General features: G+C 45.0%; 22 protein-coding genes. 10 read left to right on the forward strand and 12 right to left on the reverse strand.

Translation table 11 applies throughout. From position 1 onward, the window contains the following. Positions 1 to 64: 64 nt before the first annotated feature. Genes R7E78_RS21200 through R7E78_RS21210 form a run of 3 tightly spaced genes read right to left on the reverse strand, consistent with a single transcriptional unit; the run spans position 65 to position 2120 of the window. Positions 65 to 895 (reverse strand): membrane protein, encoded by an 831-nt coding sequence (locus tag R7E78_RS21200; RefSeq protein ID WP_017633815.1) that lies wholly within the window; start codon positions 893 to 895, stop codon positions 65 to 67. Continuing rightward, positions 895 to 1752: an ABC transporter ATP-binding protein gene (locus R7E78_RS21205; RefSeq protein ID WP_318058212.1), complete on the reverse strand. Its 858-nt coding sequence runs from the start codon at positions 1750 to 1752 to the stop codon at positions 895 to 897. Before R7E78_RS21205 ends, R7E78_RS21200 begins: the two co-directional genes overlap by 1 nt. Next, positions 1749 to 2120: a GntR family transcriptional regulator gene (locus tag R7E78_RS21210; protein WP_005374444.1), complete on the reverse strand. Its 372-nt coding sequence runs from the start codon at positions 2118 to 2120 to the stop codon at positions 1749 to 1751. Before R7E78_RS21210 ends, R7E78_RS21205 begins: the two co-directional genes overlap by 4 nt. 413 nt (positions 2121 to 2533) lie before the next feature. Here R7E78_RS21210 and gltS point away from each other — a divergent pair, with 413 nt between their 5' ends. Continuing rightward, positions 2534 to 3760, forward strand: coding sequence for a sodium/glutamate symporter (gene gltS / locus R7E78_RS21215; RefSeq protein WP_025768732.1), 1227 nt, complete (start codon positions 2534 to 2536; stop codon positions 3758 to 3760). A 154-nt stretch (positions 3761 to 3914) separates the two neighbouring features. Continuing rightward, positions 3915 to 4781: a hypothetical protein gene (locus R7E78_RS21220; protein ID WP_025768733.1), complete on the forward strand. Its 867-nt coding sequence runs from the start codon at positions 3915 to 3917 to the stop codon at positions 4779 to 4781. A 91-nt stretch (positions 4782 to 4872) separates the two neighbouring features. On the opposite strand, the gene nagB is transcribed toward R7E78_RS21220, so the two are convergent. Continuing rightward, positions 4873 to 5673, reverse strand: coding sequence for a glucosamine-6-phosphate deaminase (nagB, locus tag R7E78_RS21225; protein ID WP_005374441.1), 801 nt, complete (start codon positions 5671 to 5673; stop codon positions 4873 to 4875). Positions 5674 to 6073: 400 nt separating this feature from the next. Between nagB and R7E78_RS21230 the strand changes: the two genes are divergently transcribed. Beyond that, positions 6074 to 6325: a DUF3081 domain-containing protein gene (locus R7E78_RS21230; RefSeq protein WP_005374440.1), complete on the forward strand. Its 252-nt coding sequence runs from the start codon at positions 6074 to 6076 to the stop codon at positions 6323 to 6325. 147 nt (positions 6326 to 6472) lie between these two features. On the opposite strand, the gene R7E78_RS21235 is transcribed toward R7E78_RS21230, so the two are convergent. Continuing rightward, positions 6473 to 6826, reverse strand: coding sequence for a DUF413 domain-containing protein (locus R7E78_RS21235; RefSeq protein WP_005374439.1), 354 nt, complete (start codon positions 6824 to 6826; stop codon positions 6473 to 6475). Between the two features lie 149 nt (positions 6827 to 6975). On the opposite strand from R7E78_RS21235, the gene R7E78_RS21240 reads away from it, so the two are divergent. After that, the gene (locus tag R7E78_RS21240) at positions 6976 to 7869 is read left to right on the forward strand and encodes a LysR family transcriptional regulator (RefSeq protein WP_005374436.1); all 894 of its coding nucleotides are present in this window, start codon (positions 6976 to 6978) and stop codon (positions 7867 to 7869) included. An 81-nt stretch (positions 7870 to 7950) separates the two neighbouring features. Here R7E78_RS21240 and R7E78_RS21245 read toward each other — a convergent pair whose 3' ends face one another. The 3 genes from R7E78_RS21245 to R7E78_RS21255 form a co-directional block, all read right to left on the reverse strand. Beyond that, on the reverse strand, positions 7951 to 8646 hold the full coding sequence (locus tag R7E78_RS21245; protein WP_005383228.1) for a pirin family protein: 696 nt from the start codon (positions 8644 to 8646) through the stop codon (positions 7951 to 7953). A gap of 9 nt (positions 8647 to 8655) precedes the next feature. After that, a complete protein-coding gene (locus tag R7E78_RS21250) occupies positions 8656 to 9099 on the reverse strand; it encodes a DoxX family protein (RefSeq protein WP_005374434.1) in 444 nt (147 codons plus the stop codon). Between the two features lie 325 nt (positions 9100 to 9424). Then, positions 9425 to 9628: a hypothetical protein gene (locus tag R7E78_RS21255; RefSeq protein WP_017633816.1), complete on the reverse strand. Its 204-nt coding sequence runs from the start codon at positions 9626 to 9628 to the stop codon at positions 9425 to 9427. A gap of 194 nt (positions 9629 to 9822) precedes the next feature. Between R7E78_RS21255 and R7E78_RS21260 the strand changes: the two genes are divergently transcribed. From R7E78_RS21260 to R7E78_RS21270, 3 genes are all read left to right on the forward strand, one after another. Then, on the forward strand, positions 9823 to 11190 hold the full coding sequence (locus R7E78_RS21260; RefSeq protein WP_318058213.1) for an AlkA N-terminal domain-containing protein: 1368 nt from the start codon (positions 9823 to 9825) through the stop codon (positions 11188 to 11190). Then, positions 11187 to 11669, forward strand: coding sequence for a methylated-DNA--[protein]-cysteine S-methyltransferase (locus tag R7E78_RS21265; protein WP_005374431.1), 483 nt, complete (start codon positions 11187 to 11189; stop codon positions 11667 to 11669). Before R7E78_RS21260 ends, R7E78_RS21265 begins: the two co-directional genes overlap by 4 nt. A 100-nt stretch (positions 11670 to 11769) precedes the next feature. Continuing rightward, positions 11770 to 12588, forward strand: a complete 819-nt coding sequence (locus tag R7E78_RS21270) for a hypothetical protein (RefSeq protein ID WP_318058214.1) — start codon at positions 11770 to 11772, stop codon at positions 12586 to 12588. A gap of 71 nt (positions 12589 to 12659) precedes the next feature. On the opposite strand, the gene R7E78_RS21275 is transcribed toward R7E78_RS21270, so the two are convergent. Continuing rightward, entirely contained in the window at positions 12660 to 13268 is a 609-nt protein-coding gene (locus R7E78_RS21275) for a YitT family protein (RefSeq protein WP_318058215.1), read from the reverse strand. Positions 13269 to 13469: 201 nt separating this feature from the next. Between R7E78_RS21275 and R7E78_RS21280 the strand changes: the two genes are divergently transcribed. After that, positions 13470 to 13865, forward strand: a complete 396-nt coding sequence (locus R7E78_RS21280) for a GFA family protein (protein ID WP_017633820.1) — start codon at positions 13470 to 13472, stop codon at positions 13863 to 13865. A gap of 37 nt (positions 13866 to 13902) precedes the next feature. On the opposite strand, the gene nhaD is transcribed toward R7E78_RS21280, so the two are convergent. Both nhaD and R7E78_RS21290 read right to left on the reverse strand, forming a co-directional pair. Further along, the gene (gene nhaD / locus R7E78_RS21285) at positions 13903 to 15333 is read right to left on the reverse strand and encodes a sodium:proton antiporter NhaD (protein ID WP_005383238.1); all 1431 of its coding nucleotides are present in this window, start codon (positions 15331 to 15333) and stop codon (positions 13903 to 13905) included. Positions 15334 to 15753: 420 nt separating this feature from the next. Further along, positions 15754 to 16779, reverse strand: a complete 1026-nt coding sequence (locus R7E78_RS21290) for an acyltransferase (RefSeq protein ID WP_053303987.1) — start codon at positions 16777 to 16779, stop codon at positions 15754 to 15756. Positions 16780 to 17029: 250 nt separating this feature from the next. Between R7E78_RS21290 and R7E78_RS21295 the strand changes: the two genes are divergently transcribed. Continuing rightward, positions 17030 to 17620, forward strand: a complete 591-nt coding sequence (locus tag R7E78_RS21295) for a TetR/AcrR family transcriptional regulator (protein ID WP_005374416.1) — start codon at positions 17030 to 17032, stop codon at positions 17618 to 17620. 129 nt (positions 17621 to 17749) lie between these two features. Then, the gene (locus R7E78_RS21300; RefSeq protein WP_065275584.1) at positions 17750 to 18607 is read left to right on the forward strand and encodes an alpha/beta fold hydrolase; all 858 of its coding nucleotides are present in this window, start codon (positions 17750 to 17752) and stop codon (positions 18605 to 18607) included. 168 nt (positions 18608 to 18775) lie between these two features. On the opposite strand, the gene R7E78_RS21305 is transcribed toward R7E78_RS21300, so the two are convergent. After that, a complete protein-coding gene (locus R7E78_RS21305; protein ID WP_318058216.1) occupies positions 18776 to 21322 on the reverse strand; it encodes a glycosyl hydrolase family 18 protein in 2547 nt (848 codons plus the stop codon). Positions 21323 to 21710: the final 388 nt, after the last annotated feature.

The following is a 21710-nucleotide window of genomic DNA, read 5'->3' on the forward strand; positions in this document are numbered from 1 at the left end:
GGTCACAACACAGGTTGTGACCGTTTTTTTATGGCTCGATTTTGGCCGTTTATCGGACGACGGATTATTGAATGGTTCGGCTGAACTTGAGGCTAGCTGTCCAACCAAGAATACCAATGAAGGCGTAAATGCCAACGTTTAACCAACCCGCTTGAGGAATGGTATTGAATGGGTTTGGTGTAATAATGGCGTGCAGCGGAAGGTAAAGCACTTCGGAGAAAAAGTGATCTAGCCCGTAGTAACCAAAAAGTGCGATAGGCATCCAACGTAGCGCATAAATGGCGATAAACAAAATGACCAGTGGTGAGTTCACTTTTTGTGAAATAGCCATCGCAGTTAATGCCAGCGGTAACAGCAGAATACCGGCGAACAACATTCTGATTAAAAACTCTCCCCAATGCAGCAGCACGTAACCTAACGAGGCTTGGCGGTACAATAAAGCCAATTGGTGATCAGTAGAGATGTTCAGCAACCACAACATTAAATTTGCAGCGAGTACGAGCACCGAGCAGACGAGCGGAATCACCAATAAGCCAAACCCTAGCTTCACTAAATGGGTTTTTATGTCACTGACAGGCATACTGCGCCAAAACATAATGCTGCCTTCCGCCCGTTCTTTGCGTAGCGTTCTTGGGAAGTACTGAACGGCTAACAAGATAGACAGCAGCCCTGCTCCTCCGGTAATCAACATATTGACGTCATCACCAAGCTCTCTGTGAATGTCACTGACATCGCCACCAAAGCTCATTTGGAAAAACATATTGTGTTGTAGAGTATCGTTACTCATTAAACTCACAAAGAGAATAACTCCACACGCCAACACAAACAGTGGTATACGTAAAACAAGAGGGTTTTCTAACCACTCTTTTTGCAACATCGCGACAACTGAACGCATTACGCTGCCTCCTTCTGCAATGCTAAAAATAGATCCGCTAACTTCACCCCATGGATGGAACCCATTGTTTCTGCTTGTTGGGCATACTGGGCTTTGAGTAACCATTTCGTTGAACCGAGGCCTTTTTGTGACGAGAGTGGGTTCATCGCTTCAATTTGTGTGCGGTGCTCGTCGTTGGCTTCAAGAATGAAATAGTCTTCACTGATACTGTCCATCGAGGTTTGCAGAACGGGGCGACCATGCTTAAGAATCAGAACATCTGTCAGCAAGTGCTCAATCTCTGATACTTCATGACTGGCGATGATCAACACGCGCTCGCCGTCGTGAAACCATTCCAATAAGTGACGATAAAACGTCTCGCGATACACGAGATCTAACCCGAGTGTCGGTTCATCCAATATGAGGATTTGGGTGTTGGTCGCGATCACAATCGCGAGGTGTAATTGCACCTTCATCCCTTTGGATAAAGATTTGATACGCGCACGAGGTTTGATGTCCGTTTGACGAAGTAGCGTATCTGCTTGGGCGCGATTGAACCCTGGGTGCACGCCCTCGGTATAGTTAAGCAGTTGAGCAACGGTCATCCAATCTGGCAGAACGTTGACATCCGAGATGTAGGATAAGCTCTGCATTATCTTGTCGCGTTGCATAATGGGTTCAAATCCGTTGATACGAATAGTGCCCTGATATTCATGTGCACCGAGTAGGGCATTAATAAGCGTTGATTTACCTGCGCCATTATGGCCGAGTAAGCCAAGTACTTGTCCTACATGTAGGTCGAAACTCACTTCATGCAGTGCTTCTCCTTGTTGCTGATATTGCTTGGAGACGTTGTTTACACTGACTAATGCGCTCATTGGTCACCTTTCAAGTGTGGTTTTAGTTGTTGAATGAATTCGTCGAGTGACATATCCAGACGCTGTATTGTGTCGGCTATCTGTGGAATTTGTTGCTGAAGAAAACGTGCCTTCTCGTCTGCGAGTAATTTGAGCTTTGCTCCTGAAGCGACAAACATACCTTGACCGCGTTTTTTCTCCACTAGCCCGTCATCAACAAGCAATTGATAGCCTTTCATAACTGTGAGGTGGTTAATTTTCATATCTGCAGAGATGCTACGGACGGAGGGCAGAGCATCGCCTTCTTGCCAGACACCTTGCAGTATTTGCTGTGTGATCTGGTCTGCCAACTGTCGAAATATCGGTTGGCGATCATGCCAATTAGTCATGAGTGAATCTCTTGGTTGATATGGTGTTATATATATGTATAACACCTAGTGCATTAGAGAGAAAGTAATAATTTAAAACCTAGTGTATCCGCCTGTCTCATTCGCTCTAAATATCCACCTATGTGGTCGTTGTTTTGAGGTTTTGTTTTATATGGAAATTAATTGCTTCTCATAAGTTGAGAAGTGTTGTTTTTCTCGTCCCATCAATACACTTATCGCCTGTTCTAAATGAATATTCTCACTGAATGATAATTAGCATAATTTTAGTTCTGCCTATTTCTTACTTGATGAGAATTGATGGTCAAAGAGGCCTAGAAAACAAAAGTTTCGAGAGGCAATCTGACTGGCTTAGGCACCTATCTCACGTTGAGCTCGTGCTCAATGAATGAGAAAGAGTAGAGTTAAGAGGTCTCATGAATCAGGTAATATCTATCGGCCCACAGGAGTCGTTCCTCGTCGCAATCTGCGTGTTGTTTTTAGGGCAGTTCATCAATACCAAGTTACCAACCTTAAAAAAATTTAATATTCCAGAGCCAATTGTTGGTGGTCTAGTGGTCGCTTGCGTCATCACGACGATGCACTTAAACGGTGTGGATGTTTCCTTTGATTTACCACTGCAAAACGTCTTTATGCTGATGTTTTTTGCAACCGTTGGCTTAGCGGCAAATTACACCCAACTGATTAAAGGCGGTGCGAAGGTTTTCATCTTCCTAGTTGTGGCATCGGTCTACATTCTTATCCAAAATGCGGTCGGCGTGTCCTTAGCAACAGCGTTGGGGTTAGATCCACTCATGGGGTTGATCGCCGGATCCATTACGCTTTCTGGCGGACATGGAACTGGAGCTGCGTGGTCGCAAACTTTTCAAGAAATGTATGGTTTGCATAATGTTCTAGAGGTGGCAATGGCTTCTGCTACATTTGGCTTGGTGATGGGCGGGATTATTGGCAGCCCTGTTGCACAAAAGCTACTAAACAAACACAACTTGGAATCGGAATACGGACGCACCAATCAAAGTCATCAGAGTTTCCCTGAACTGGTGACGTACAACGAACATGAGGAAGATCGTGTCACAGCGAAAAGAGTCGTTGAAAGCTTGTCCATCATTCTACTTTGCGTGACAGGCGCGAAGTATCTCGAGAGTTGGGTAAGCAGTTTTGACATCAAGTGGTTAATGATTCCCGATTTTGTGTATGCGCTGTTTATTGGTGTTGTTATCACTAACATCATGGAAGTGACGAAGGCGCGCAAGGTTGATTTAGAAACCGTTGATATTCTTGGCACGGTTGCACTATCTCTATTTCTTGCCATGGCCTTGATGAGTTTGAAATTGTGGAATATTTTCGATCTTGCGATCCCATTCCTTATTATTCTTGCTATTCAGTCGGCAGTGTTGGCGATGTTCACTTACTACGTAACATTCCGCATGATGGGAGGCAACTACGATGCGGCGGTGATCGCTAGCGGACACTGCGGTTTTGGGTTAGGTGCTACACCGACTGCGGTCATGAATATGGGCTCCATCGTGAGTCGATATGGTCCATCACCACAAGCATTTATGGTGGTTCCAATTGTCGGTGCATTCTTCATCGACATTGTGAATTTAGTGATTTTGCAAGGATGCATCGCTTTTATTAAATAACATTCGCTTTTTTACCGAAATAACAAAGCCAGCACCTATACGCTGGCTTTGCTATTTGTAACACGAAATCTTGTTTGCCTGACTTCAAGCCGTGAAATCAATGCGTTACTATGACGACATAGTGTTCAATTTTGCAGCAGCATGAGGTACCCACATGTCTGAAAAAATATCGACGTCGGCATTAGCGAAAATGCGCAAGGTAGAAGCTAAGCTGCTGTTTGCCGATCTCAAACGTGCAGGCTACATCGTTCGCCAAGATGAAAAGTGGATTTTGACCGAAGAAGGGGCAAAGTTTGGCGGTGAGTATGTGGATCACCCTAAATTTGGCCAGTTCATCGTCTGGCCGACCAACTTACATATTGAGCTGACTCCCAGCTCAGGGAAAACATTGAGCGCGACACAACTGGGTGAAAAGCTGAAATTGAATGCGAAGCGCATGAACCAGCTTTTGAGTGAACTGGGTTGGTTGACCAAATCCGAAGAGGGATGGAGTGTCACAGAAGCTGGTGTGCGCGCTGGTGGGCAGCAAAGAACCGATAAAGAAACACAAAATACCTTTGTCGTATGGCACGATGTGGTGCTGCGTAACAAGCGTCTTAAGCAGTCTGTCATTGAGTTTTTAGGGCAAGACGCGGAGTCACATTCTACGGATAAATCGTACTCAAGCTTTCGCCAAAAATTTGAAGCCAAGCACCGAACATTAGATGGGCATTACGTACGCTCTAAGGGTGAGTTGCTCATTGACAACTGGCTGTACTTGGCTGGTGTAGTGCACGCTTATGAGCGTCAGCTGCCGATTGACCAAGATGTCACTAGCGATTTTTACTTACCAGGCGGTAAAGTCTATTTGCAATTTTGGGGAAGTGACGATGGGGAGATGGCTCAGGCCGACCGTGAGACCATTCGTACTGTTTATAAGCAGCATCATTTCAACCTTATCGAAGTCGAACCGAGTGAACTAGACAAGTTGGATGAAGTGCTTCCTAAGCGTCTTCGTCAGTTTGGTATTAAAGCTTATTAACGACTTAAGCCCCGCTGTTCAGATAAGAAAAAACCCGTGTTCAACACGGGTTTTGTATTTTTAGTGTGTTTCTAGGCTGCCATCCTATGGGTTAAAAGCCTTTGATGTTTTCTGCTTCTAGCTCAGAGAAGTACTTCACTGTCTTCACTTTCAGTTCTTGTTGAGCTGGTTCGTCGCATACGATCACCGCTTTAGGGTGAAGCTGAAGTGCAGAAACTGTCCATAGATGGTTTACACAACCTTCCACGGCTGCTTCAAGTGCCTGAGCTTTGTTATGACCAGTGACCAAGATCATCACTTCTTCTGAGTCTAGAAGCGTACCAACACCGATAGTCAGCGCGTATTTAGGCACTTGGTTGATATCGCCGTCAAAGAAGCGAGAGTTCGCAATGCGAGTGTCTTCAGTGAGGGTCTTGATGCGAGTACGAGAAGAAAGAGATGACGCTGGCTCGTTGAACGCGATGTGACCGTCGTTACCCACGCCGCCCATGAACAGGTTGATCTTGCCGTAAGACTTAATTTTGTCTTCGTAACGCTTACATTCTGCGTCGTGATCGTCTGTGTTACCGTTCAGTAGGTTGATATTTTCTTCTTGAATATCAATGTGATTAAAGAAGTTGTTGTACATGAACGAGCGGTAAGATTCTGGGTGATCCGCAGGGATGCCAATGTACTCATCCATGTTAAAAGTCACGACGTTTTTGAAGCTGACTTCGCCGGCTTGGTAAAGCTCGATTAGGGCTTTGTAGGTTGCTAGAGGAGTGCCACCAGTTGGTAGACCCAGAACGAATGGACGCTCAGCAGTAGGTTTAAAGTCGTTGATACGCTTAGCGATATGCGCAGCTGCCCACTTACCTACTTGTGCTGCTCGAGTTAACGGGATAAGTCTCATTTTGTGCCCCTAGTTATTGGAATTGACGATGTACTGAAACATTAATTCGCATTATAAAATAAGTAATGGCGAACTGCTATTGTTTTAGGTCAAAATTTTGCTTTTTCTTTAACCAATGTTGGTTTTGTCGACGATTTTTATATCTAAATGCTTTTATAAGACGATTTTTTACAAAGAAATTGCATTATGAAACTGACGAATCAATAGATAAAATTTATGATCTAAATTAAGTTCTGCCTTCGTACTTAACCTTGTTTTTTAACAACCTTACTTAACCTTGTTTTTTAACAACCTACAGAGTGCGAAATCGCACACGAACTTCAAATATTATGGGTTAGATATGGCATGGCGCTCATTCTTTAACCATAATTGAAATGTGTAAACCAGTGAGGAATTCGGTATGAAAAATGAGTTAGATCCGAGCAAAGTACTACAGGCTTACGAATGTGTGATGAACAACGGTACGCCAACCGAATTTGGTAAAATGTATGAAGGTGTAGAAGCGTTTTCTGACTACGATGGGTACAACGTTTTCTTGAGAGGGAATGGTGTTGAGCTAAAAATTGGCTTCCACAACACCTATCACTTGGAATATGACCAAGAGCATTTGAAAGAGAGCTTTCTGAAAAAGATTGCGACGCTCGCCAAGTAAACGGTCATCACCCAAATATTAAAAAAGCCCTTGGGAGAACGCCCCCTTGGGCTTTAGGAGAAGAAATGAACTTGTCTTGCTCGCTCAGTAAAGTCAAACGAGCTTTCGCCTACTACTAGAAAAAGGCGAGAACTAGGTTATTGGTTATTAATCGTCTTCAACCAAACTCTCTTCAATGTATTCTTCTGTGGCGTCAGGCTTGTTACGACCATTTAGCGTATGGAAGCGCTTGCGACCACGAGCAAGTTGGGTGTACTTTAGCCACGTACGCTCAAGTTTTGTTTTTGCTTTGCCCGGGTTTTCTAACACCTTGATGAAGTGTTTCTCTTCGCTGTTTTCAGGTGTTAATTCGCCTGACTCTAAGCCAAGCATTGTATCCCCATAAATTGTTAGGATTTCCTCTTCTGAAAGAGTAAAATCGCCAGACTTTGCAAAGCCGCGTGGGAATTTTACGTTATCGTAAAAACGTTTTTTGCCATGACGGAATTCAGTGTCAGACATGTCAACAGCCTCTGTAACCGTTATTGATGAATGTAGTGAACTTACGGCGAAAATTAGGCTTAAATCTAACAAAAGAAAAACAAAACTTTTTTGTCGTCATGATTTTAATTAGTTGTTAATCTGGTTTTATATTAACCAGGAGATGGTTTATGGATGTAAAAGTCTTTCGAACATTTTTAGAGCTGGCAAGAGTTCGTCACTTCGGACGTGCTGCTGAGAACCTTTATATTACCCAAGCCGCTGTGAGCGCACGTATCAAACAATTGGAAAGTTACTTCGATACGCAATTGTTTATTCGTGATCGAAATAACATAAAGTTGACCTCTGCAGGTGAGCGCTTAATCAGCTATGCCGAGGTAATGGTCACTACATTGCAACAAGCGAAGCTAGAATTATCGCTTGAAGATGGCAAAGCGCTGCAACTAACGTTAGGTGGCACGCCAAACATTTGGGACGCTTATTTACAGAATTGTTTAAGTGTCGTCACAGATTCGTTTGGTGGTTATGGCTTCATGGCAGAAGTGATGGGACGTGAGATGCTCAGTCGTAGCTTGCTAGAGCGCACGTTAGATATGGCATTTGCGTTCGATCAGATCAAAGCTGATGAGCTTAACTGTAAAAAAGTGGCAGATGTTGTTCTCGTTCTGGTATCAACTGAGAAAGATTCTTTAGATACCGTTTTCGAAAACAAATATGTGTACGTTGACTGGGGGACGCGTTTCTCCTCGGAGCATTCTGAACGTCACCCTAAGATTCCGGCTCCATATTTACGCACTTCAACAGCGCGTATCGCATTGGACTTTATTTTAGAGAAGGGTGGAGCCGCGTACTTACCAATCTCTCTCGTGGAGCCATTTATCGCTAATGGGCAGCTTCACAAGGTGTCTGGAGTAGAAGATTGGTGTCGCCCTATCTATTTGAGCTATCGTAAAGCTAGCTCGTCTGTAGACGCAATTAAGCAAGTGGAAGAAATTGTCAAAGAGATCGATCCACTGACCGCTTACAGTTTTCAGCAAATTGGTTCTGGCACTTCCGACGAATAGCGTTGAATGAAAAGTCAGAAAAACGAAAAAGCCGCCTTGAGAAATCAAGGCGGCTTTGTTTTTATCTCGATGAATCGATAGTTATGGTAAGTCAAACAACAGGGCTGTTGTGCTTTCGTTTGATGTATTGCGCAAAACAACCTTACTCTGGTGTTCAATCTTCGCGCCGTCGCCAGCCGTCAAAGTGGTATTGTCGACACTAAGGCTCCCAGTCACTTGATGGATGAATAGATTTCGGCCCGACTCAATCTCAAAGTTTAGTTCGCTACTTGGCTCAAGAATTAACTGATGCAAAGTCGCATCTTGCTTAATAAGTAGCGTGCCGTTTTCTCCAGTTGGAGTTGCGATAGTCGTTAACCCAGGATTGCGACCAAAATCTTTTTGCTGATAACCTGGTTTGGTTCCAAATGTGTTCGGTTGAATCCAAATCTGTAGAAACCGCAGCGTATCTTGGTTCGATGCATTGTACTCACTGTGGTAAATCCCTTTCCCTGCCGACATGAGTTGGAATTCACCTGCAGGTAGTGTTTTGACGTTACCTTCACTGTCTTTGTGTGCGATAACACCTTCCAACACATAGCTGATGATCTCCATATCACGGTGGCCATGTGTATCAAAACCCGCGCCAGGCTTGACTACATCGTCATTAATGACTCTCAGCTCAGAAAAGCCCATATGTTGAGGATCGTAGTAGCTACCAAAAGAAAACGTATGTTTGCTATCAAGCCAGCCAAAGTTTGCTCGACCTCGGTCTGCTGCATGTCTTACCGTAATCATAAGGCCTCCTTAAGAGAGCTTTTTGTTTAAAAAGTTATCTAACGCTGCTTTACCTGCGCCAGAGAACGCCAGAGAAACGCTTGCTGCCAGTAATGCTAAGCCAAACTCGTAACCGTTGTTTGCCATGAATAGGCCATTTTCAAAGTGGACAGAGAATATCGCTACCACCATCGTGAACGCCAAAGCAACCGCTGCTGGTCGAGTTAGCAGACCAAGTAAAATGAACAAGCCGCCAAAGAACTCTGCGCTGCCCGCAAGTAACGCCATGAGCACGCCAGGACCTAAACCGATAGATGCCATCCACTGACCTGTGCCTTCTAGCCCGTAGCCACCAAACCAGCCAAATAGTTTTTGTGCGCCGTGCGCCATAAAGATAATGCCGATTGGAACGCGAAGTGATAGTGCGCTGTAACCTGCGTTTGACGTGGTAATTTTCTGTAATAGTGCTTTCATGATTCTGTCCTCTGACTCTTTTCAATGAGTGGGAAGCGTGTGCTCCCGTGCTGTTGAGAACAGTTTAGGTAGAGGCGAACATAAAAATAACGGGAGGATTTTGATAAACTCGTTCTAAAAAATTGAATGATTGGTTTTTATTTATTTAAATCAATGTCTTGATTTTTATATTCGGGTGTTTATTTGCCGATTATTGTCTGTTTTAAATCAAGGTCTGTCATTATTTTCGATAAACATTTTTGCTGTTAAACAAAAAAAGAGCACATGTACTGTGATCTATTGCTTTCGCTTTTAACAAGGGAGAAAGGTGTGTTAAAGAAAACCGTCAGAGGTTCATTAAGCTCTCTAATGACTCCTCTACATTGTTGTAGTGATAAGTTCGAATATTACGTCCATCCGTCGCATTAATCTGAATTTCTGAGATCTCGTTATCTGAGTCTCGTTCGATAATTCCAATAGAATGATCTACGGATTTACTGGTAATAACCTTTTGGTTTCTTAATACAATTACGCAAGTATGTAAGTCCATGCCAATTCCCTTTAGCCGACGTTGTTGTGATGTTCTGGATCTAACTTTAGTGTACAAAAGCGCTAATGCCAATAAATCTCAATATTGAGTTCCGAAAATGGCTAATTGTGGGCGCTTAAGCAAGCTACAATAACACTATATTGAACGATGCCTATGAACAATAAATGACAAAAGGCATGAGCAAGGAAAGCACTATGTTTATTCACCCCCATACCTCACTGACCTTCGAGCAGTGTCACAAGGCGCGAGTCGCGCGAGACAGTCGTTTTGATGGGCGATTTTATGTGGCGGTAAAAACAACGGGAATCTTTTGTCGTCCGATTTGCCCGGCAAATTTGCCTAAAGAAGAAAATGTTGAGTATTTCGCTGATAAGACGCAAGCCCTTCAAGCAGGGTACCGCCCGTGTTTACGCTGTCGACCTGATAGCGCGCCTGGATCTTGGGCATGGAAAGGTGTCGAGACGACCTTTCAACGAGCGATTTCGTTAATTGATAGAGGGGAGTTGCATCACCATTCGGTGTCTGAGTTGGCTGAGCGTGTTGGGATTTCTGACCGTTACTTACGTATGTTGTTTGAGCAGTATCTAGGTATGTCACCCAAGCAGTATGCGCAATATCAGCAACTAATGTTCGCCAAACAGTTGCTTCACTCCAGCTCTATGTCGGTCACCGACGTGGGGTTTGCATCAGGTTTTAACAGTACGCGCCGCTTTAACGATGCTTTTCAAAAGTTTCTCAAACTAACGCCTTCTCAAGTACGCCGTAAAGAGTTTGATGGTGCGGGTTGCAATCGAGTTGCCTTACCTTATCGAGGTGAGTTGAATTGGTCGCACATGTTGGACTTCTATCGTTTGCGAGCGGTTGAGGGGGTTGAGCTAGTGAGTGATGAGAGTTATCAGCGCAACGTTTTTTTGGATAACAGCAAAGCCTGGTTTAAAGCGACAAAAGGTGAAGGATACTTAGAACTGGCGTTTGAAATTGAAGACGTAACGAAGCTGCAAAACTTGGTGTCTGACATTCGTCGTATGTTCGATCTTGACGCTGATATTTGTACTGTTGAGCAGCATTTGGAGTATGTCGCGCCTGGGCTCGTGTCGAGTAAAGGTATTCGTATTCCTGGTGTATGGAATGCATGGGAAGCAGGGGTTAGAGCGATTTTAGGCCAGCAGGTGTCGGTTAAAGCTGCGATTGGTCAACTTAACTTATTGGTGGCCACACTTAGTGGAGAGTCAGAAAAACGTTTTTTCCCGACTCCCAGTGATATTGCGAACGCCGACGTGAGCTTTTTGCGCATGCCGCAAAGCCGTAAAGAGACGCTAGTGCGCTTCGCCCAGTTTATGCAGGACAACTCAGAAGCTGACCCCCAGCACTGGCTAGCTTTGAAAGGCATTGGACCTTGGACCGTCAGTTATGCTCAACTGCGAGGGCAATCTCAACCCGATTGCTTTCTAGATAAAGACTTAGTGGTGAAAAAGGCGATGCAGCGTTACCCATCACTGAATACGCACACTACGGCCCCTTGGGGAAGCTACGCGACGTTTCACTTATGGAATCAATCATGAAAACATTTTATACCGAAATGCCGAGTCCACTAGGAACGGTGACTATCCAATCGAACGCTGAGGGCTTACTTGGCATTTGGTTTGAAACATGCACCACTAAGCCGAGTGAGCTGGGGGTGCGAGACGAGCAGCATCCGGTCTTGCGCCAAGCTGTCACCCAACTGGATGAATACTTTGCTGGTCTGCGCAACGAATTCGATTTGCCCCTTGCAGCGACAGGCACTGATTTTCAAAATCAAGTTTGGCAGGCACTAACGACCATTCCATATGGGGAAACGTGGAGCTATCAAGATCTCGCGAATGCGATAGGTAACCCTAAAGCTGTGCGTGCTGTTGGGTTAGCAAACGGGAAGAATCCGATTTCTATCGTGGTGCCTTGTCATCGCGTTATTGGCAAAAGCGGAAAACTGACTGGGTATGCAGGTGGAGTGGAGCGCAAGCAACGTTTGCTCGCGTTGGAGCAAGGTACACCGCTTTAAGTGAGGCGATTCTCGTATTGGGATTAAGCGTGCTACACAGGGGTAACGATAGTGTAGAGTTTCATAATCGTTATACGAATAGAAGAAGGACAATAAGGACATGCCTTTCAAAACGGATTTTGATGCCTTCATAAGTGAGTGTTGGCAGCATCACGAGGAAAATCCCGAACAAATTTATGCTCAGCTAGAAACGGCTCTGAGCGAGGTGGAAGACGTTACCCAAATCGAGCGAATATTCGCATTGATGCTGCATACCGCTATTGGGCATCTCCAGTGCCCAGAACAGTTTCTTACTTGTTTAGATCACTTTGATGAACGCAAGGTTGCCGAGAGTTTGGCATTTCAACGCAGTATTGCCGTTGCGCGCTACTTCGTAGATGGCACTGACAATATGGAATTATTGGAAGAGCAAGAACAACGCCGAGTTTACGCTTTGATTTCGAATGAACTTTCTGCACTTGTTCAGCTTGAACTGGCGAGTCAATGGTTGGTGAAGGCAGCGTTAGGAATGACGCCGAACGATGCAGAAGGGCCATTAGCGCGCGCTATCGCGATCACTGCAAACAACTTAGCATGTCAGTACGAAGCGCTGGCTGAGCGCACGTGCATGGAAAAATCGAAGATGTTAGAAGCAGCGACACTCGCGCTAGACTATTGGAAAGTGGCAGGGGGTTGGATGCAAGAAGAGCGCGCAGAGTATCGCTTAGCGATGAGCTTGCTTAAAGCGGATAAACCGCAAGAAGCCAAAGTGCATGCTGAGCGCTGTGAGGCTATTTGTCAGCAAAATGGTAGCGACGCGTTTGAGCTGTTCCACGCACATGACTTGTTGATGCAAGTACACTTCCATCTTAGCCAGAAATATAAAGCTAAATTGGATGAAGAGATGCAGCAGCACTGCAAAACGAGCTCGTTGACGTGATCTTAGCGTTGAATGAAAAAGCCCCGAGCGACTGGCTGGGGGCTTTAGGGGTGTTGACTATGCAGCGATGATTATGCTGCTTGCGCTTTTGCTTGGTATCGTCCTGGTTTATGGTTCATCGCCAAAATCAAGTTCGTTGCGATGGCACCTAGAACAGATAGAGCGATAAGGTGCACATCTACAATGAACAGTGACATCACCACGATGGCACAATCTAACGCCATTTGAACTTTACCCGCTCGAACTCCAAAACGTTCCTGAAGGTACAACGCTAGAATGTTAAAGCCACCCAAACTCATTTTGTGACGGAAAATTACCAACATACCGATTCCAATCAGCCCACCACCCAAAAGTGCCGCATAGAAAGGTTCGATTCGTGAAATCTCAATCACATGATGCAGATGATCGACCGCAAAAGAGACAATCGAAACTGCAATAAAGGTATTGATAGTGAAGCGCCAACCCATGCGCATCACAGATAAAATATAAAAAGGGAGGTTAAGAGCGAAAAATATCTGACCAAAACTGAAGTCACTCACTTTGGTTAGGAAGATCGCCAAGCCAGCCGTACCGCCAGTGATCAATCCTACTTTGCTAAAAAATATCACCCCAAGTGACACTAACGCACTGCCGAGCGTCAGAGCCAAGAGGTTCTCTCTTAGGCTATGATCTTTGTCCATAAATTAATTTCCTTGGTTTAAAAACCGCGCCGGAGATAACACGTCTCACGGACGCGATAGACAGTCGCCAAAATAGCAACTAACAAATCGGCCAATAAAATGTCGCGAAAAGTGATGGATGTCGAGTTTTTGGACGAGATTATGATGATATTAACCTATTTAACATAATGTACACAGATAGAAAAACAACAAGGAAAAGTTATGATTAAGAAAGTTGGCAACACCCAAATCAACAGATTACATCGACTGAGTTGTCACTGTGGAAAAGTTGAGTTGGAACTGGCGTTACCCAATGGTATTGAGAAACCGAGACGGTGTGACTGTTCTATGTGTCGACGTCGTGGCGCGATTGTAGCATCTGTACCTTTGAACGGTATTCGTACTGTGCAAGGCGAAGACGTCTTGAAGCAGTATCAATTTAATACACACACTGCGAAGCACTTTTTTTGTGGCGAGTGCGGTATTTATACGCACCATCAGCGTCGTTCTGACCCGAGTGAGTATGGCTATAATGTCGGCTGCTTAGAGGGCGTCAACCCATATGAGTTGGGAGCGATTGAAGTGATGGATGGCGTTAACCATCCATCCGACCGTTAGGTTACATTGCAAGTTAAGTGACTAATTCTAGGTGTTTTTAAGTAAATAAACCGCTATTCATCCACAAGTGTACCGCAATACTGGCGGCATAACCCAAGGCGATGACGGGAGCCCACTTTAGGTGGCCAAAGAAGGTGTATTGTCCACGCGCGGCTCCCATTAAAGCGACGCCTGCCGCGGAGCCAATGGAAAGCAAACTGCCACCGACACCTGCGGTTAATGTGACCAGTAGCCAGTTGCCCATCGACATGCTTGGTTCCATGGTCAGTACAGCAAACATAACCGGAATGTTATCGACGATTGCAGATAGGACACCAACCATTACGTTTGCCCAGACTGGGTTCCATTGCGTGTACATGACATTTGAAACCAGTTCGAGGTAGCCAAGTAAACTTAAACCGCCAACACACATTACAACACCGTAGAAGAACAACAAGGTGTCCCATTCGGCTCGAGACACACGATGAAACACATCAAACGGAACCACTGAGCCTAAGCGCTTCAATGCCTGATCATCGCCATTGGCAATTGCCATAGCTGCTTTTTTTGCGAGTGAGTGTTTAAGAGTTTGACGCAAAAAATATCCGAAAAACTGTAAGTACGCCAAGCCCATCATCATGCCCATAACGGGTGGGAAGTGCAGCATAGCATGGAAAGAGACTGCGGTGGCAATCGTCAAAATGAACAACGCGACAATACGCCTTGCCCCGCGTTTTAGCTCAACGTGTTGGTGAATCGTATTCGGTTTTGTGTTTGGAACAAAAAGTGACATCAAAAATGCGGGAACCAAGTAGTTCACCAATGACGGTACAAACAACGGAATGAACTCAGCAAAGCTGACATGACCGGCCTGCCACACCATCAGGGTTGTAATATCTCCAAATGGGCTGAATGCACCGCCAGCGTTGGCTGCGATAACAATGTTGATACAAGCAAGATTGACGAACTTAGGATTATCACCAGAGACTTTCATCACTACAGCGCACATCAAAAGGGCTGTAGTTAAGTTATCGGCAATCGGTGAAATGACAAAAGCGAGAAACCCCGTCAGCCAGAACAACTTTTTGAATCCAAAACCTTTACCAACCATCCACGCCTGTAAGGCATCGAAGAGTTTGCGTTCTTCCATTGCGTTGATGTAAGTCATCGCCACGAGCAAAAACAGCAGCAACTCGGCATATTCCAACAAGTTGTGTTCTAGTGCGGATTTGGCGATTTCAGGCTGGTTGTGCTGAGCAAAGGTGTAGCCAATCAGAATCCAAATTAACCCTGCAGCGAGCAGCACTGGCTTGGATTTTCTCATTTTCAGATACTCTTCCAACATAACCAGTATGTAAGCGATCGAAAAGATAATCAGAGCCGCGTAACCGACACCAGAATTAACGAGGTTCAGTTCATTGGTTGATGCAGCAAAGGTGGCGCTAGAGAACAACAAACAGCAGAAAGCCACAATTGGATAGATTGGCATAGACATTTCTCCTTTGTCTGGTTGGAGAAATATTAGCCACAAATGAATGAGTTAGTTGTGAGAGAGCTCGAATTAACAGTAGGAGTTAGGAAATGATAGTGTGCGCCACTATTTTCTGAGTGACGCAATGCTTGCTGCGCCGAATAAAACCGCAGCGGCATATAAACCGTAAGTTAACCAGTGACTAATCTCTAAAAAAGGAACGAGTCCTTGACCTGCCCACATACAGCCTCCGTTTAATGAGCAATGTTGTAATAGTCGAGCCAATTTAAAGGAAATGAACAATGTTTTTTGTGAGTGAAAGCAAATTCTGAAGGATTAGAAAGTCAAAAATTGGTCAGTGAGAGAGAAATCTCATTTTTAACTGGCTAGCTCTAACCCTTTTGAGTTAAAGCTAGCTATATCTAGAGCTGAATGCATTTAGCGTAGGAGCCATTTTTTCAACGGTGAAGTGTCAATTGCTTTCACAAGCAGTATGGTTGCAACAATCGTTGCAGGATAAATAAACACATCTTTCGCGAGGTGTTGCAGCCCGATAAATCCAGCGACATTCATCATGACAATTATGATAAGCAGATGGCTAACATATATTCCTAACACGCTAGGAGATAGTTTGAAGACCCAAGGCATGTCGCCAAAATGAGGGTGAGCCAAAAGCCACATAAAGACACCTACAGTCCAGATAACGGTACCGAATAGGAAGTCGTGCGAGTTGAAAGCGATGTCATGTTGCATCAGCCAGTAAGCTTCACCAAAATGCAGTGCCATGCCAAGAATAATGCATCGAACCGTATTGTTTCTCGACCACCGCCACTGCGCTTCTCGTGCGAAATAACCTAGAGCAACTAGCAACGTGCTGAAAAAAGGCCCGTTACGAGTAAAGAAAGGCGCTGGCAGGTCGGTAATGGTCGCGTAACTGCCAGCAAAGACCCCGTATATGTATAGCAATACTGCGGTTGGCAGTATCAGTTGCGCCATATTGATATGCACGAGAAAGGCAATTAACGCTACGGCAATGACCAGAGCCGGAATAAACCACAGATGAACGAGTCCGCCTTCGATGAGTGAATTGATCGGGGTTGACATTAAGTACCCCCAATAACCTTGCCTTTCGGCGAGATACCCAGCCTCAGCGACCGTCTGCCATTGGAATGGCATCAGTAAACTGATCATGCTCCAAATGAGCCAAACCTTCATTAACGGTTTGGCGTAGTTCTTAAGAGTATCAATAGGTGAGTGACTCAACTTCGGCTGGATTAGATAACCCGAGATGAGAAAGAACAACGGAACAGCAAAACGAGCCAGTTGGTTGAGCATATAGCCAACCCATGGTATCCCATCCCACTGCCAGTACGTCAGTGCCATCTGGCAATGCAAACCCACAATCGCAAGCATCGCAATGATACGTGCAAACTCTAAGCTGGCTATTTTTTGTTTCTTTGCCATTACATTGTTTACCTAAATAAAAAACTTAGGTGAAAATAGCAGGTTGTTACTGAAGTAATACGTGAAAAAGTCAACAGACTTGCGCTTACATTGAAGCTGTTTTGAAAATTAAGACTTACTTCAAACTTCTTAATTATTAACCTATTAACGCAATCAATACCTGATTCGTGAGTCGAAAATAGCACTGAATAATGGTTAGACCAGTTAACTCGAGATTGCAAAAAAGAACGATCGTGCTAAAAATAAGACTATGCAAAAAGGAAAAGTGACAAAAGAGTTTATTCTGCAGCGGGCTTTTGAGATCGCCAGCGAAGACGGATTAGAAAGTCTTACGATTGGAGAGTTAGCCAAGCAATGCGGTATGTCGAAAAGTGGTCTGTTTGCCCACTTTAATTCGAAGTTGAATTTACAGCTATCGGTGCTTGATCACGCCAATAAAGTGTTCGCTGATCGGGTTATTGAGCCTGCTCGAGAACTCGGGGATGGCAATATCGAGCGTAAAATTCGAGGGTTGCTCGACTCTTGGATGACTTGGAATCACGCATTCCAAGGAAGTTGTATGTTTCTTGACGCTTGGAATGATACGGCAGATAAAGATTGCCCGCTTCAGGCCGGACTGCGTAAATCCATAGACACTTGGCTGAGCTATTTGGAGATCCAAATAGCGAAAGGCAAAGAGAAGCAAGAATTTGCAGCAGACTTAGATACACGCCAAGCAACGTTTGATTTGTACGGTCTTTATTTGAGTGCGCATGTTTTTTACTCAATTAAAGGTGAGCAAGAAAGCTTGCGTCTGTTTTGGCAAGGGATCGACAACTTATTTTCTCGCTGGAAAGGCTAATATCGGTTATTCGCTTCCCAGATTCGTAGACATAAAATCACAAAGAGCGGCTGAGTTCGCTCTTTCTTATCAGCGTAAAAAAGCACGACCGTTCTATTTTGTGCAAAGCTGATAGTTAAGGACATGATTATGAGTGAAAAAATTTACTTTAATACATCGCAACGTTTCAGTATTAAGCGCAGTTTGGTGAACATTAGTACTCGGTTACACCATACACTGGCCCCGTCACATGCAAAGAAGACCGCGCGCAAGCTTCTTCTGACACCTGCTCGTACGCAACCTAAAAATATTGAACCTCAAGGGCTTATCAAAGGTGAAATTAAAGGGCATGCAGGCATCATCAAAACCTATACTTTGGGCTCTGGACCTATTTGGGTGCTAACTCATGGTTGGTCTGGCACGGCAAGTCAGTTTTATCCACTGATGGAACATATTGCGTCGAAAGGGTTTACTGCTTTGGCGTACGATCATCCGGCACATGGTGAGAGTGAGGGGCAGTATGGGCACATTCCGGGGTTTGTCAGAGGATTAGAAGATGTGTTGGATACGGTCGAGGATGTTGTTGGCCTAGTTGGGCACAGCATGGGCACCGCTTCTGCTCTTGAGTGCCGACACAGCAAATTAGAAAACAAGCCTTTGCTGCTTATTGCTCCGGTATTAAATTACGTAGAGAACTTATTCGGTAGCATTGCGCGTTCCGGTTACTCGATGAAGCTTTTTAATGCTGTGGTTTCAGAAGTTGAAGACCAATTTGGCTATCCGTTACAGTCCATTGATCCGATGAAGCGTTTGTCTGAGCGTCCGTCTCACACCATTATTATTCATGATGAGCAAGATAAGTTCACCAAATACAGTGTCTCGGCAAAAGCGGCTGAAGAGATTAAAAACGTTGAGTTAGTGACAACACAAGGTCAGGGGCATGGTCGAGTGATGAAGTGTGAGCAAGTCTTCAGTAGTTTTGACCGTTTGCTCGATAGTGCTTGGTAACCCTTACTTTTACTGATTGACTCGCTCCGTTTTGGGCTAAGTCGATTTGAAAGTAACACCTCAGATTTTTTCGTCTCTGGTGTTGCTCTCCTCGTTAAGAGGTTAAATCCAAAAAGGACAGCCGAAGCTGTCCTTTGTTTATTTAGCAGAACGTCTGCAAGGCTGAAATTAGTTACAGTTAGCTACGCCAACTTCTTTCCAAACGCCCCATTCGCCAGATTGGCTAGGATCGTCACCCTGAGTCCACCATTTCGCTTCCCACGTTTTACCTGCGTGAGTCACTTGGTTACCACCTGTGTACACTGCGCTCGCATCCCATGCGTTGTCACAAGTACCAGGGTTCGGATCGGTTGTGTGCTGTGCAACAACCACTGTCGCGTTTGCCGATGAAGACGCTTTACCGTCGCTCACACTTACAGTGAAGCTTAAGCTTGTGTCTTGCGGGTATTCCGCAGCAGTGAACGTGACTTTAGAGCCTTCAACCGTTGCATTCAGACCTTGAGGTAGAGTCCAGTTGAATGTCAGGGTATCGTTGTCAGCATCGCTAGACGCAGATGCATCTACAACCACAACGTCACCAGCGTTTGCTGTTGCTGGAGCAACAACTTGTGCTACTGGTGCGCTGTTCACTGGGTCAACAACACCTGCTGGTTTCACTGTTACTACAACGAGGTCAGATGCCGTTGCACCCTCGTTATCAGTCACCGTCAGCTTGAAAGTTAATTGCTCTTCAACAGTAACTTCTGCTGCATCAAAGCTTGCTTTCGCTGTGTTTGCACCTGTTAGTACCACTGCTGTGCCAGATACTTGTTCCCAAGCGTAGCTTGCGATGGTGCCGTCAGAGTCTTTTGACAGGCTGCCATCTAGAACCACATTTGCAGGACCTGTTACCGATTGATCTGCGCCAGCTGCGGCTGTTGGTTTACGGTTTGGTTGAGGAACCACACCACCAGCCATACCTTCGTGCATCGCGTTTAGAATGTCACCGTTATCCGCGTCAATTTCCCAAGAGAATAGACCAGCAAGACCAAGAGACTTCGCGTAGCTACCTTTTGCTAGCACTGAACGGTGGTCATCAAATGTGATCAACTCGCCCGTAGTACGGTTCCATACCCATGGTGCTTCTGCTTGTGCATCGTAGCCGTACTCGAAGCCGTTAATACCAGTGTTGTTTGCACCTAGCATGAATGACTTAATGCCTTTGTAGTCAATTACGCCATCTTCCCAAACACCTTGCGCTGTGCTGCCCTTCAGTTTACCTGTAGCAGTACCTGTCATTGGGTCGTTTGGATCGGTTAGCGTATCTGGAGTTACGCCTTCCCAGCCACGACCGTACATTGCTGTACCAAGTACTAGCTTGTTCGCAGGAACGCCTTGAGCAAGAAGAAGTTGGATGCCGTTATCTGCTGTGTAAGCAGGACCTTTGTACGGTTCGCCGTTCTCATCAACGCCACTACCGTCACACTGACCAGGACGCATGAATGAACCACAGTAAAGCGCAGTCTGGTGACCAGGAACGTTGTTCCAGCCGCCGTAGAAGTCGTAAGTCATTGCGAAGATGTAATCCATGTACTGAACCGCATCTGCGTAGTCTACGTCTTCAATCTTGTCGTAACCGACACCGATAGCGGACGTTAGCTCGTAAGTACGGCCTGTCTCAGCTTCTAATTCATCAAGCATTACGCGCAGTTCACGCATCAGTGCGATGTATGCTGGGCCATCGTTTACAGGGTCGCCCTTATCGGCTGCTGCACCGCCGCCGCCAGGGAATTCCCAGTCGATATCAACACCATCGTAGAATTTCCAAGTTTTCAGGAACTTCTTAACTGATGCGACGAATGTGTCTCGGTTTTTCTTGTCCACGAAATCGAAGAATGGGTCAGACAGTGTCCAACCACCGATCGATGGGATGATTTTTAGATCAGGGTTACGTTGTTTCAATGCCATTAGCATTGCGTAGTTACCCTTGATAGGCGTGCTGTATTCATGACCAGCTTGTGGGAAGCTCTTCTGATAAGCAGCCCAAGGGTCATGGATAACGACTTCATAATCAGGCACACCTGTACAAGCAGTTTGTAGCGCGTTGAAACTGTTGCCGCCAACAGACTTCACAGACTCATTTGGGCCACAAATTGGGATAAAACCGTAAAGGATGTGAGTCAAGTTGTCGACCGGCATATTATCGACGGTGTAGTCACGGCCATAGATGCCCCATTCAACAAAATACGTACCCATCACGACGCTTGGATCGGTATTGTAGGTTTTGTTGTTTGGATCAACATTCATCGTTAGTGGCTTCAGGTGAGAACCATCGGTATCTGCAATTGTGATTTCAGCTGGTGCGCTTTTCGCACAACCTGTCGCATCACATGCTTCGATTTCCATTTGGTATAAGCCACCTTGGCCGTATTCAAACGAAGCTGTTGTTTGGCTACCAGTGATAGGGCCGCTTGCTACTTTTACATCATCAAAATAGACGTTGTAAGTGTCACCAGGTGTGCCACTCCACTGGTTAAATTTAACAGTGATCTTCGCTTGCTCATGGTATTTCACCATGTCGTAGTAGCCTGACGTGGTTTCCATCGCGAGTTCAATTTTAGAAAACTGAAGGTTGTTGGAACCGTACATATCGATACTTGGTGCGGTTGGAGCCGCAACTGCAGCACCTGATAGCGCTAAAGCAACTCCAGCTGCACATAGGTTAAATCGAATCATAACTTCTCTCTCAATCCTTGGATTCATGTTCTACCTAGAACATAGGCTGCTCTTGCACCAGATAAGATGATTGGATTTACTCCACGTGCAAAAGCATCACACTCAGCATTTCAGAGAGTTTTTTTTCGTCAAAAAAAATTAAGACGGTTTTCGAGGCACTTGAGAGAACTTAACTAAAACTCGCACTCTGTTACACAGAAAGTGTCAGACTGAGTCAATAATTTATAAAATCTCAGCAGAAACTAAAATTATTGTTTACTCAGTAACGAGTTAGTTAAATGCGATGAAGGCCTTATTTTGTTGTTTATTAAGGCTTTGTTGCGTAATTCGATGGAACTAAATCAAGAAACTACGATCTGAGCGGCTACGCCCATCAATCGTCGTAGCC

The organism is Vibrio sp. YT-19(2023) (genome assembly GCF_033337395.1).

What these genes read in the sequence shown, in the direction of transcription:
- R7E78_RS21200 (WP_017633815.1), bottom strand. Translation starts at nt 895, where the DNA reads ATGCGTTCAGTTGTCGCGATGTTGCAAAAAGAGTGGTTAGAAAACCCT.
- R7E78_RS21205 (WP_318058212.1), bottom strand. Translation starts at nt 1,752, where the DNA reads ATGAGCGCATTAGTCAGTGTAAACAACGTCTCCAAGCAATATCAGCAA.
- R7E78_RS21210 (WP_005374444.1), bottom strand. Translation starts at nt 2,120, where the DNA reads ATGACTAATTGGCATGATCGCCAACCGATATTTCGACAGTTGGCAGAC.
- gltS (WP_025768732.1), top strand. Translation starts at nt 2,534, where the DNA reads ATGAATCAGGTAATATCTATCGGCCCACAGGAGTCGTTCCTCGTCGCA.
- R7E78_RS21220 (WP_025768733.1), top strand. Translation starts at nt 3,915, where the DNA reads ATGTCTGAAAAAATATCGACGTCGGCATTAGCGAAAATGCGCAAGGTA.
- nagB (WP_005374441.1), bottom strand. Translation starts at nt 5,673, where the DNA reads ATGAGACTTATCCCGTTAACTCGAGCAGCACAAGTAGGTAAGTGGGCA.
- R7E78_RS21230 (WP_005374440.1), top strand. Translation starts at nt 6,074, where the DNA reads ATGAAAAATGAGTTAGATCCGAGCAAAGTACTACAGGCTTACGAATGT.
- R7E78_RS21235 (WP_005374439.1), bottom strand. Translation starts at nt 6,826, where the DNA reads ATGTCTGACACTGAATTCCGTCATGGCAAAAAACGTTTTTACGATAAC.
- R7E78_RS21240 (WP_005374436.1), top strand. Translation starts at nt 6,976, where the DNA reads ATGGATGTAAAAGTCTTTCGAACATTTTTAGAGCTGGCAAGAGTTCGT.
- R7E78_RS21245 (WP_005383228.1), bottom strand. Translation starts at nt 8,646, where the DNA reads ATGATTACGGTAAGACATGCAGCAGACCGAGGTCGAGCAAACTTTGGC.
- R7E78_RS21250 (WP_005374434.1), bottom strand. Translation starts at nt 9,099, where the DNA reads ATGAAAGCACTATTACAGAAAATTACCACGTCAAACGCAGGTTACAGC.
- R7E78_RS21255 (WP_017633816.1), bottom strand. Translation starts at nt 9,628, where the DNA reads ATGGACTTACATACTTGCGTAATTGTATTAAGAAACCAAAAGGTTATT.
- R7E78_RS21260 (WP_318058213.1), top strand. Translation starts at nt 9,823, where the DNA reads ATGTTTATTCACCCCCATACCTCACTGACCTTCGAGCAGTGTCACAAG.
- R7E78_RS21265 (WP_005374431.1), top strand. Translation starts at nt 11,187, where the DNA reads ATGAAAACATTTTATACCGAAATGCCGAGTCCACTAGGAACGGTGACT.
- R7E78_RS21270 (WP_318058214.1), top strand. Translation starts at nt 11,770, where the DNA reads ATGCCTTTCAAAACGGATTTTGATGCCTTCATAAGTGAGTGTTGGCAG.
- R7E78_RS21275 (WP_318058215.1), bottom strand. Translation starts at nt 13,268, where the DNA reads ATGGACAAAGATCATAGCCTAAGAGAGAACCTCTTGGCTCTGACGCTC.
- R7E78_RS21280 (WP_017633820.1), top strand. Translation starts at nt 13,470, where the DNA reads ATGATTAAGAAAGTTGGCAACACCCAAATCAACAGATTACATCGACTG.
- nhaD (WP_005383238.1), bottom strand. Translation starts at nt 15,333, where the DNA reads ATGCCAATCTATCCAATTGTGGCTTTCTGCTGTTTGTTGTTCTCTAGC.
- R7E78_RS21290 (WP_053303987.1), bottom strand. Translation starts at nt 16,779, where the DNA reads ATGGCAAAGAAACAAAAAATAGCCAGCTTAGAGTTTGCACGTATCATT.
- R7E78_RS21295 (WP_005374416.1), top strand. Translation starts at nt 17,030, where the DNA reads ATGCAAAAAGGAAAAGTGACAAAAGAGTTTATTCTGCAGCGGGCTTTT.
- R7E78_RS21300 (WP_065275584.1), top strand. Translation starts at nt 17,750, where the DNA reads ATGAGTGAAAAAATTTACTTTAATACATCGCAACGTTTCAGTATTAAG.
- R7E78_RS21305 (WP_318058216.1), bottom strand. Translation starts at nt 21,322, where the DNA reads ATGATTCGATTTAACCTATGTGCAGCTGGAGTTGCTTTAGCGCTATCA.